Raw genomic sequence first — 379 nt, 5'->3', positions numbered from 1 at the left:
TCCAGAGGTTAAGGATATGGAAGTAACCTATTGTGCTGATGAAGCTGCAAACTTTGAAATAACTTCATTAAATGATGATGTTATGGTTTCTGGAAATATAGAAAGATACACTTTTGACTGGAACATATCTGCTTTGAACATACCTGAAGATGGAGGATTACAAACGACTAATGAGTTCGACGTTGTGGTTACTCGAATTACAACCGGCTGTACCAGTGAAGCTCATTTAACCATTTATGTAAATCCAGATCCAGAGGTTAAAGATGTAGAGGCAATTTATTGTACCGATGAAGTTGCAGATTTTGACATAGCATCTTTCAATGAAAGAGTTCTTGCTTCTGGTAATTCAGAAGATTATAACTTCAATTGGAATGCTTCT

1 protein-coding gene is annotated in these 379 nt (G+C 35.9%); it reads left to right on the top strand.

Annotated features, from left to right (window positions below; translation table 11 throughout):
- Positions 1–16: 16 nt before the first annotated feature.
- On the top strand, positions 17–379 hold a 363-nt coding region (locus tag OM075_RS25800; protein ID WP_301193413.1), incomplete at its 3' end, for a hypothetical protein.

It is taken from the genome of Plebeiibacterium sediminum, assembly GCF_026013605.1.
Lineage (GTDB): Bacteria > Bacteroidota > Bacteroidia > Bacteroidales > Marinilabiliaceae > Saccharicrinis > Saccharicrinis sediminus.
Note: the sequence above shows the minus strand (reverse complement) of the source record. Positions and strands in the feature narration are given on the sequence as shown.